Raw genomic sequence first — 10268 nt, 5'->3', positions numbered from 1 at the left:
CAGAATTTGTCTGGCGGCAACAGCGCGGTGGTCCCACCTGACCCCATGCCGAACTCAGCAGTGAAACGCCGTAGCGCCGATGGTAGTGTGGGGTCTCCCCATGTGAGAGTAGGACACTGCCAGACATTCAATTAGCCAGAGAAGCCATCCTGAACCGGATGGCTTTTTTGCGTCTGGAGTAATTCATTGATATTATTATTGAATTCATACCTTATTGTTATTATCTTCCTTATTACCCCCTCCTAATTTCATATAATAAAATGAAATAATTTCAATTTGAGTACAATAGCTCGACATTGCTTTCACCTTTTTGTTAAATTTAGCTATCTAGAAGTCTAAATATGCAAATTGAAATATAGAGGTTTCAAGCAATGCCTATTCGTGTACCAGATGAATTACCTGCGGTAAATATTCTCCGCAATGAAAACATCTTTGTCATGACCTCAACACGGGCAAAGATTCAGAATATTCGCCCATTGAAAGTATTGCTACTTAACCTGATGCCCAAGAAGATTGAAACTGAAAATCAGTTTATTCGGTTACTGTCAAATTCACCGCTACAGATTGATATTCAATTACTGAGAATTGATAGCCGGCAATGTAAAAATACGCCTGTTGAACATTTAGATACCTTTTATTGTGATTTTGACTCAATAAAAGCTCAAAATTTTGATGGATTGATTGTCACGGGTGCTCCTTTGGGATTAGTTGAATTTGAGGATGTGACTTATTGGAATGAAATTGAAAAAATTGTTACTTGGGCAAAGAGCCATGTTACTTCGACACTTTTTGTCTGTTGGGCAGTGCAGGCGGCCTTAAATATTCTTTATCGTCTTCCAAAATACACCCGAACAACCAAACTATCTGGTGTCTATTCTCATTCAACATTAGATCCTTTAGCATTACTAACGCGCGGATTTGACGAAACTTTTTTTGCGCCGCATTCTCGTTTTGCTGATTTTCCTGAGTCCATTATTCGCGAACATACAGACTTAGATATTTTAGCCAGTTCAGAAGAGGCTGGCGCTTATTTATTTTCCAGTAAGGATAGAAGACTCGTATTTGTTACAGGTCACCCTGAATATGATGTGGGTACACTGGCAGCAGAATACTGGCGTGATCGGGCTGCTGATTTGAATCCTGCGCTACCGATTAATTACTTCCCGGATGACGATCCTGAAAATATCCCCATTGCGGCTTGGCGCAGTCATGGCCACTTACTGTTTTCAAATTGGTTGAATTATTATGTTTATCAAATTACGCCATATGATCTCACTTTTATGAATCCTTCCTTAGATTGATCTCCATTTGAAACAGAAAAATGAGGGTTGGCTGAAGCGAGCCATTTCTCATTTTTTTAATTTTCCTTTCTATACTGATGATTTTCAGATATGAGTTATTTCCTATACATAACAAAAACTTAACACTTTTCTGTTTGCTTTTTTGGAATTTATTTCCCTGTCTCTCTTATCTTTAAACAAGTTTAATTGATTGATTTTGTTTGGTTAATTTTTAAATTAAAAAATAATGGAAATCGTTTTTGATTTATTTTTTTAATTGATTAATCTTAATCAGGTTGAGCATTTAAAAGACGAAAAGAGGGGAGTATGCAGCAGATGTTAACAACCCAGTTGACCTTTATGAAGCCTTTTGGTGAGGCAGAGAATCAGGTGTTATCACTTGAATCTATTGGTTTATTAGAAGATTTGATTGTTGAATTTTCTGGCAGGCGTGAAAAATTATTGGAAGAACGCATTGCATGGCAGAAAAAAATAGATGATGGAATACTCCCTGACTTTATTTCGGAAACATCTTCCATTAGGGATGGGGATTGGAAAATACAGGGAATACCTGACGATCTCAAAGATCGCCGGGTCGAAATAACAGGTCCTGTAGAACGTAAAATGGTTATTAACGCCTTAAATGCAAATGTAAAAGTATTTATGGCGGACTTTGAGGATTCATTAGCTCCTGCATGGGATAAAGTCATAAGCGGGCAAATCAACTTACGAGATGCTGTCAATGGCACTATTTCATATACCAATGAGCAAGGTAAGCGTTATGAATTGAAGCCAGATCCCGCAGTATTGATTGCTCGGGTCAGGGGATTGCATCTGTCGGAAAAACACGTTCTTTATAAAGGTGAACCGATTGCGGGGGGATTATTTGATTTTGCCCTTTACTTCTATTTGAATCATAAAAAACTGCTGGAAAAGGGCAGCGGCCCTTATTTTTACCTGCCTAAGATACAGAGTTACCACGAAGCTCAATGGTGGAGTGATGTTTTCAGTTTTACAGAATCACGTTTCAATTTGCCAAAAGGCACTATTAAAGCCACGGTTCTGATTGAAACACTGCCTGCTGTATTTCAGATGGATGAAATTCTTTACTACTTACGTCATCACATTGTTGGCCTCAATTGTGGGCGTTGGGATTATATTTTCAGTTATATCAAAACATTAAAAAATCATGCTGATCGTGTCTTGCCGGATCGCCAGTCTGTTACGATGACACAACCTTTCTTGAGTGCCTATTCTCGCTTGTTGATTAAAACCTGCCATAAACGCGGCGCGTTTGCGATGGGGGGGATGTCGGCATTTATTCCTAGCAAAGATCCTGAACAAAATCAGCAAGTGTTGGATAAAGTCAGGGCTGACAAAGAGTTAGAAGCCAATAATGGTCACGATGGTACATGGGTCGCGCATCCGGGGCTTGCAGATATTGTCATGATGGTCTTCGACGCCAAATTGGGAGAACGCCAGAACCAATTGACAGTTTTGCGTGAAGAGGATGAAACCATTACGGCTGCACAGTTGCTTGCGCCTTGTTCGGGAGAAAGAACTGAAGAGGGAATGCGCGCGAATATTCGTGTCGCTGTTCAGTACATAGAAGCATGGATTTCGGGTAATGGATGTGTACCGATTTATGGCTTGATGGAAGATGCTGCTACGGCAGAAATTTCTCGCACCTCTATTTGGCAATGGATTCGGCATAAAAAATCGCTTTCCAACGGTAAAAAGGTAACAAAAGAACTCTTCAAGGAAATGCTCAAAGAAGAACTCAAGGTTATTAGACAAGAGGTTGGGGGAGTACGTTTTGATCAGGGGCGATTTATAGAAGCGTCGAGTTTGATGGAAAGGATTACCACACAGGATGACTTAATTGATTTCCTGACATTACCTGGTTATCAGTTATTAGATTAATTTAAAAACAATAATGGCAAAAATATCCGATTAATTAAGAATAGGAAGTAGAACATCATGACCATGTCCCGGACACAACAAATCGCTCAATTAGAACAAGAATGGAAACAACCGCGTTGGGAAAGCATTACTCGCCCATATAGTGCTGAGGATGTCATTAAATTGCGTGGTTCACTTAACCCTGAACACACTTTGGCGCAGAGGGGAGCGAAAAAGTTGTGGGAATTGTTGCATGGCAAATCCAAAAAAGGTTATGTAAACGCGCTTGGGGCGCTGACGGGAGGTCAGGCTCTTCAACAGGCTAAAGCAGGTATTGAAGCGATTTATCTTTCCGGCTGGCAAGTTGCGGCGGATGCAAATACAGCTTCAAGCATGTATCCCGATCAGTCATTGTATCCTGTTGATTCTGTACCTAATATCATCAAGCGTATCAATAATAGTTTCCGTCGGGCAGATCAAATCCAGTGGTCGAATGACATCGATCCAGGCAGTCAGGAATACATTGATTATTTCCTGCCGATTGTTGCGGATGCAGAAGCCGGGTTCGGTGGAGTATTGAACGCATTTGAACTGATGAAAGCGATGATTGAGGCTGGAGCGGCTGCGGTTCACTTTGAAGATCAATTGGCTGCGGTGAAGAAATGTGGGCACATGGGGGGGAAAGTTTTGGTCCCGACTCAAGAGGCCATCCAGAAACTGGTAGCTGCACGTTTGGCGGCGGATGTATCTGGCGTGCCAACGCTATTAGTCGCGCGTACTGACGCAGATGCGGCCGATCTTCTGACATCGGATTGCGATCCTTATGACAGCGAATTCATTACAGGCGAGCGAACTTGTGAGGGTTTCTACTGCACTCGCGCGGGGATTGATCAGGCCATCAGTCGTGGATTAGCTTATGCCCCTTACGCCGATGTTGTCTGGTGTGAAACCTCTACACCAGATATTGAAGCGGCTCGTCGTTTTGCCGAAGCCATCCATGCAAAATATCCGGGTAAGCTGCTGGCCTATAACTGTTCTCCGTCTTTCAATTGGAAAAAGAATCTGGATGATAAAACTATCGCCAGCTTCCAGGAACAGTTGTCTGAGATGGGCTATAAATTCCAGTTCATCACGTTGGCGGGTATACACAGTATGTGGTTCAACATGTTTGATTTGGCCTACGATTACGCCCGTGGCGAAGGTATGAAGCATTATGTTGAAAAAGTACAGGAACAAGAATTTGCTGCTCTTAAACGTGGTTATACATTCTCTTCACACCAGCAGGAAGTGGGTACGGGATATTTTGATAAAGTAACTACAATTATTCAGGGAGAGGCTTCTTCTGTTACTGCTTTGACAGGATCAACAGAAGAGCAGCAATTCTAAATTTGTTATATCCATTCCATTGATATTGTCGGGGGATTCCAAAAGGAATTCCCCTTTACGTGCCAAATAAGGTGGCTAAGTATGGAAATAGATCTCGCACATTTAATTGCACAAACCATTTTGCAAGGATTTGATGCGCAATATGGTCGATTCCTTGAAGTCACGTCAGGCGCACAGCAACGTTTTGAACAGGCGGATTGGCATGCGGTACAACGGGCTATGAAAAAAAGAATAAATTTGTATGATCATCACGTTGGCTTGGTAGTAGAACAGTTGAAGCGTATTCACAGTTCATTGCAGCAGGATGAGGATTACATCGCTGGCATCAAAGCTGTTTATACCCGGTTATTGCCCGATTATCCCCGTTTCGAAATCGCAGAAAGCTTTTTCAATTCGGTTTACTGCCGTTTGTTTCAGCACCGTAATTTGAAGCCAGAAAATTTATTTATCTTCTCTTCTCAGCCAGCTTATCGTTTTCGTGAGATCTCTCGCCCTTTATCACGGAATTTTTCCCCGAATGGCTGTCTCGCTTCCATGTTGCGAATAATTTTAAGTGATCTGCCATTGCGTCTTAAATGGGAAAATTTAGAGCGGGATATTTGCTACGTCACGCAATACTTACAGAATACATTTCTTCAACACGATTTACTGCACGCGACATTCCAAATTGCCAATGAGTTATTTTATCGTAATAAGGCGGCGTGGTTAGTAGGAAAAATAAAGATGGGAACAGCCATTTACCCATTTTTACTCCCTATTCATCATGATGAATCAGGAGGGATCTTTATCGATACCTGTTTGACCAGTCATGATGATGCCAGCATCGTTTTTGGCTTCGCACGTTCCTACTTTATGGTTTACGCGCCTTTGCCCGCCGCTTTGGTAGAGTGGTTACGTGAGATCTTACCGACAAAATCCACGGCTGAGTTATATATGGCAATTGGTTGCCAGAAACATGGTAAAACGGAATATTATCGTGAATATCTGGCATTTATTAATTCTTCCCAAGAACAGTTTGCGATTGCACCGGGCGTAAAAGGCATGGTGATGCTGGTTTTTGCGTCCTCCTCTTTTGACCGCGTATTCAAAGTGATTAAAGACAAATTTGCGCCACAGAAAGAAGTTTCTCAAGAGCGGGTGCAGGAATGTTATCGTTTAGTCAAAGAACATGATCGTGTGGGAAGAATGGCTGATACACAGGAATTTGAAAATTTTGTCATTGATAAACGCCATATCAGCGCTGAATTAATGGAGGAATTACAAAAGGAGATACCGGAAAAACTCGAAGATTTGGGTGATAAGATCTTGATAAAACATCTTTATATGGAACGTAAAATGATACCGCTGAATATTTACATGGAACAAGTCAATGAGGCGCAATTAAAAGATGTGATAGAAGAGTACGGAAATGCGATTAAGCAGTTAGCCGCAGCAAATATTTTTCCCGGTGATATGTTATTTAAAAACTTTGGCGTTACGCGCCACGGTCGGGTCATTTTCTACGATTATGATGAGATCTGCTACATGACCGAAGTCAACTTTAGGGATATTCCTCCACCTCGTTATCCAGAAGATGAATTGGCTAATGAGCCTTGGTATAGCGTGGCTGTTAACGATGTTTTTCCAGAAGAATTTCGGCATTTTTTATGCACAGACAAACGTATTCGAGGTTACTTCGAAGAGAGCCACAGTGATCTATTCAAAGCGGATTACTGGCGGGCATTGCAAGAGCGTATAAAAAACGGGCATGTGGAAGATGTCTTTGCGTATCGCCATAGACAGCGATTCAGCCAGCGTGATGGAGTGAATTAAAAAGAAAATATCAGTTGTAATATTACACCGCTGATAGATCCGTTCACTCTCTTGATACTGCGATATGGCTTATATTTTCAGATAAATAAAATTTATACTTCTCTGCTATCAAAAATTCTCAATTCTAAGAATGTTTTTTTAAATGGAATGGGTTTATTTCCTTTTTAATACGGAAATATTATGAATTAATTAATTTCCGCATTAAAAATATTAAATAAGCAAGTTACGCTTTGGCTTCTGCAATTGCAGTGCGTGCCAATTCCGTAATTTGGGCATAATCCCCTTTTTTCAAGGTATCGCTTGGTACCAACCATGATCCACCAATGCACAGAACACTATTCAATGCTAAATAATCACGATAGTTTTCAGGAGAAATACCACCCGTTGGGCAGAAACGCACATGTGGGAATGGGCCTGCAATAGCTTTCAATGCTTTAACACCACCATTCGCTTCTGCCGGGAAGAATTTGAAGCATTTCAGGCCATAACTCATCCCTAGCATCAATTCAGAAACGGTAGAGATCCCCGGAATAAGAGGAATTGAACCCGAAGTTGCTGCTTCTAACAGTTCTTCAGTTAATCCCGGACTGATGGCGAATTGAGCGCCGGCTTCGGTGACAGTAGCCAGTTGTTCAGGATTAATAACCGTGCCTGCACCGATAATCGCTTCAGGAACTTCTTTAGCAATAAGGCGGATAGCTTCTACTGCACATTCCGTTCTTAATGTCACTTCCAGGACACGAATTCCGCCAGCAACCAGTGCTTTTGCCAAAGGAACGGCGTGTTCAATCTCATTGACAACAATGACAGGGACGACAGGGCCATCAGTCAGGATATTTTCTGCGGTTGTTTTCCAGTTATTCATTAGCTGTTTCTCTCGTTAAATCAGAACACAAGGGTTTTAAAAGCCCTCGCTTATTAAAATGTAATGCAACATGCCCCTTGTTCTGCACCTGAAAGTTGGGTTCTCAGTGCGCCAAAGAGTTCACGGCCGCAGCCAATATGCCCTTCACTTAAATCTGGCTGATACGGTGTTCTTTGTGCCAATTCCTGCTCATCAACCAGAAGCATAAGCTCTCCGGTACGACCATCAACCCGGATCAAATCACCATTTTGTACTTTTGCCAGCAATCCGCCCGTTCTGGCTTCTGGCGTGACATGAATGGCTGAAGGGACTTTACCGGACGCGCCGGACAAACGGCCATCAGTGACTAAAGCAACTTTAAAGCCACGATCCATCAAAACGCCCAAGGGTGGCATCAACTTATGTAATTCTGGCATACCATTCGCTTGCGGGCCTTGATAGCGGACAACCACAACGCAATCACGATCCAGCTTGCCAGCCTCAAAAGCAGGGGCGATATCATGCTGGCTATTAAAGACCACTGCGGGTGCTTCAATGACTTGATTATCCACTGGAACCGCAGAAGTTTTCATAACTGCACGGCCAAGATTTCCGGTCATGACTTTCGTACCACCGTGGCGCTCGAAGGGGTGTTCAATGCTGGCAATAACATTACTGTCCAATGAAGAGAAAGCCCCTTCACGCCATGCCAACTGTCCTTCATTAAGCCAGGGTTCTTGAGTATAACGTTCCAGACCAAACCCGGCGATAGTATTGACATCACGGTGTAGTAAGCCTTTTTTCAGTAACTCGCGAATAACCAGCGTCACCCCGCCGGCAGCCTGAAATTGGTTGATATCTGCCGGCCCATTTGGATAGATGCGACACAGCAGAGGAATAACTTCTGACAGTTCAGAAAAATCATCCCAATTAATAATGATCCCGGCGGATCTTGCCATGGCAACCAAATGTATGGTCAAGTTGGTTGATCCTCCGGTAGCCAGTAGCGCAATAATGCCATTGACGATGACTTTTTCATCGACCATCTGACCTAATGGAAGATAATTACCTGAAGTTTCAGTCAGGCGTGTGATCTGACGTGCGGCGGCATCATTTAAGGCTTCACGAAGCGGTGTATCTGGATGGACAAAAGAAGCGCCCGGTAAATGCAGCCCCATCATTTCCATCACCATTTGGTTTGAATTCGCTGTGCCATAAAAAGTACAAGTTCCGATACTGTGATAAGACGCCGCTTCAGCCTCCAGCAGTGCTTGTCGATCAACTTTACCTTCTGCATAAAGCTGGCGAACGCGAACTTTCTCTTTGTTTGGCAAACCACTGGCCATTGGCCCAGCGGGAACAAAAACAGCAGGCAAATGCCCGAATGACAAGGCAGCCATAACCAAGCCCGGTACAATTTTGTCGCAAATCCCCAGATACAGAGCGCCATCAAACATATTATGTGAAAGCCCAACGGCAGCCGACATTGCAATGATGTCACGGCTAAGCAGGGATAACTCCATGCCGTCCTGACCTTGTGTCACGCCATCACACATGGCGGGAACCGCACCGGCGACTTGACCGATCGCACCAACTGCGCGCAGAGAATCTTTTAATTTTTGTGGGTAGTCTTCATAAGGCTTGTGGGCGGAGAGCATATCGTTGTAAGAAGAGATTATGGCGATATCATTATGCACCATATTCTTCAGTGCGATTTTTTCATCATTCTGACAGGCTGCAAAACCATGAGCCAGATTACCGCATGCCAGTTGTGCGCGGTGGACGGTTTTTGAACGAGCGGCTTCAATGCGTGCCAAATAATGGCGGCGAGTCTCTTTTGAGCGTTCAATGATACGCTGTGTAATGCGCGCGACAGTTTCGTTGGTAACCGTGCTGTTCTGGTTTGTTGTCATGATAATTGCTCCCGACATCACAATGGAATGTGACTATTGCTTCATTGTTACCGGTAACATTGTTAATGCAATAATCGGAGGATGCAATCAACTTTCGCCAGCTACGCATTTTATCTGTGATCTACATCAATTTTTAAAGCTGAAACGTAACAGCTCGTCAACAAATCAGCTTTTTAGATGGGTTTCGGCAAAAATTACTTAATTCCACCGTATTCCCGGCTGACAGCTTTTGCCGCGCGCATAACAAGAGCACCAAGTTCAGTGACTCGATCATCAGAGATACGTGATATCGGGCCAGAGATAGAAATGGCGGCAAAGGCTTCATGATGTTCATCATAGATACAGGCGGCAATACAGCGTAATCCCAACGCATGCTCTTCATCATCAAATGAAAACCCTTGTTTGCGGATCTGCTCCAGATTCTCTGTTAATGCTGCGGCGGTAGTACAGGTGTGCTGAGTATAGGCATGAATGCCTTTTTTATGCAGTAATTGAAGCCGTTTTTGTTCCGACAATGTGGAAAGAAGGGCTTTACCGGCACCGGAAGCGTGCATCGGCAGTTTACCGCCAATTGGAGCTGACATACGCATCAGCGCATTACATTGCACTTGATCGACAATCACCGCTTCATACTCATCAAGATTGAGAATGGCAAGATTGACAGTTTCACCGGAATCTTCCATTAACTGACGAAGAATAGGGTGAACCAGCACCATCAAATTGCGACTTTGTAGGAAACTACTGCCGACAACAAAAGCATGGGAAGCAATCACCCACAAACCCAGATCGCCAATTTGGCGAACAAAACCATGTTGCTGCAAAGTCGTTAAGAGGCGATGAGTGGTGGAGTTGGGCAAGCCTGCTTGTATTGCCAGATCAGTCAGGGCAACACCGACAGGTGAATCGGAAATATATTCCAAAAGTGTCAGTCCCCGGCTTAAAGACTGAACTTGGCCGCTTACAGCGGCACTGCTTGTTGTCATTTTAGTTTTTCTTGTACGTTTATTGGCAACTGCTGTACTCATAAGATGCCCTCTGGATGATAATCGGCTTGCAGTAATGATGGCTGCGATGGACAAAAAATGGAACTTATTTTCGTTTTCTTATTATGAATGATAAAGCGGGGAAAAA

At 43.2% G+C, this 10268-nt stretch carries 7 protein-coding genes and 1 rRNA gene; 5 read left to right on the top strand and 3 right to left on the bottom strand.

Going from position 1 to position 10268, the window contains the following annotated elements; genetic code table 11:
* The first annotated feature begins 9 nt into the window (after nt 1-9).
* The 5 genes from rrf to aceK all read left to right on the top strand — a co-directional run bounded on the left by rrf (nt 10) and on the right by aceK (nt 6380).
* Nucleotides 10-125, top strand: a 5S ribosomal RNA gene (gene rrf, locus Xenpb_RS17440).
* A 246-nt stretch (nt 126-371) separates the two neighbouring features.
* A complete protein-coding gene (metA, locus tag Xenpb_RS17435; RefSeq protein ID WP_187655475.1) occupies nt 372-1301 on the top strand; it encodes a homoserine O-succinyltransferase in 930 nt (309 codons plus the stop codon).
* A gap of 306 nt (nt 1302-1607) precedes the next feature.
* Nucleotides 1608-3203 carry a malate synthase A gene (aceB, locus tag Xenpb_RS17430; RefSeq protein ID WP_187655474.1) on the top strand — a complete coding sequence of 532 codons (1596 nt, stop codon included), beginning with the start codon at nt 1608-1610 and terminating at the stop codon, nt 3201-3203.
* Between the two features lie 57 nt (nt 3204-3260).
* On the top strand, nt 3261-4568 hold the full coding sequence (gene aceA, locus Xenpb_RS17425) for an isocitrate lyase (RefSeq protein ID WP_187655473.1): 1308 nt from the start codon (nt 3261-3263) through the stop codon (nt 4566-4568).
* 81 nt (nt 4569-4649) lie between these two features.
* Nucleotides 4650-6380 carry a bifunctional isocitrate dehydrogenase kinase/phosphatase gene (gene aceK, locus Xenpb_RS17420; RefSeq protein ID WP_187655472.1) on the top strand — a complete coding sequence of 577 codons (1731 nt, stop codon included), beginning with the start codon at nt 4650-4652 and terminating at the stop codon, nt 6378-6380.
* Between the two features lie 223 nt (nt 6381-6603).
* Here aceK and Xenpb_RS17415 read toward each other — a convergent pair whose 3' ends face one another.
* The 3 genes from Xenpb_RS17415 to iclR all read right to left on the bottom strand — a co-directional run bounded on the left by Xenpb_RS17415 (nt 6604) and on the right by iclR (nt 10162).
* Nucleotides 6604-7245 (bottom strand): bifunctional 4-hydroxy-2-oxoglutarate aldolase/2-dehydro-3-deoxy-phosphogluconate aldolase, encoded by a 642-nt coding sequence (locus Xenpb_RS17415; protein WP_187655471.1) that lies wholly within the window; start codon nt 7243-7245, stop codon nt 6604-6606.
* 53 nt (nt 7246-7298) lie between these two features.
* Nucleotides 7299-9137, bottom strand: coding sequence for a phosphogluconate dehydratase (gene edd / locus Xenpb_RS17410; RefSeq protein WP_187655470.1), 1839 nt, complete (start codon nt 9135-9137; stop codon nt 7299-7301).
* 194 nt (nt 9138-9331) lie between these two features.
* On the bottom strand, nt 9332-10162 hold the full coding sequence (iclR, locus tag Xenpb_RS17405; RefSeq protein ID WP_187655469.1) for a glyoxylate bypass operon transcriptional repressor IclR: 831 nt from the start codon (nt 10160-10162) through the stop codon (nt 9332-9334).
* Nucleotides 10163-10268 lie beyond the last annotated feature (106 nt).

Origin of the sequence: Xenorhabdus sp. PB62.4, assembly GCF_014467285.1 — a bacterium.
GTDB lineage: Bacteria > Pseudomonadota > Gammaproteobacteria > Enterobacterales > Enterobacteriaceae > Xenorhabdus.
This window is presented reverse-complemented; position numbering and strand designations above follow the sequence as displayed.

Coding starts and splice junctions, on each gene's coding strand:
- aceK (WP_187655472.1), top strand. CDS start 4,650: ATGGAAATAGATCTCGCACATTTAATTGCACAAACCATTTTGCAAGGA.
- aceA (WP_187655473.1), top strand. CDS start 3,261: ATGACCATGTCCCGGACACAACAAATCGCTCAATTAGAACAAGAATGG.
- iclR (WP_187655469.1), bottom strand. CDS start 10,162: ATGAGTACAGCAGTTGCCAATAAACGTACAAGAAAAACTAAAATGACA.
- edd (WP_187655470.1), bottom strand. CDS start 9,137: ATGACAACAAACCAGAACAGCACGGTTACCAACGAAACTGTCGCGCGC.
- Xenpb_RS17415 (WP_187655471.1), bottom strand. CDS start 7,245: ATGAATAACTGGAAAACAACCGCAGAAAATATCCTGACTGATGGCCCT.
- metA (WP_187655475.1), top strand. CDS start 372: ATGCCTATTCGTGTACCAGATGAATTACCTGCGGTAAATATTCTCCGC.
- aceB (WP_187655474.1), top strand. CDS start 1,608: ATGCAGCAGATGTTAACAACCCAGTTGACCTTTATGAAGCCTTTTGGT.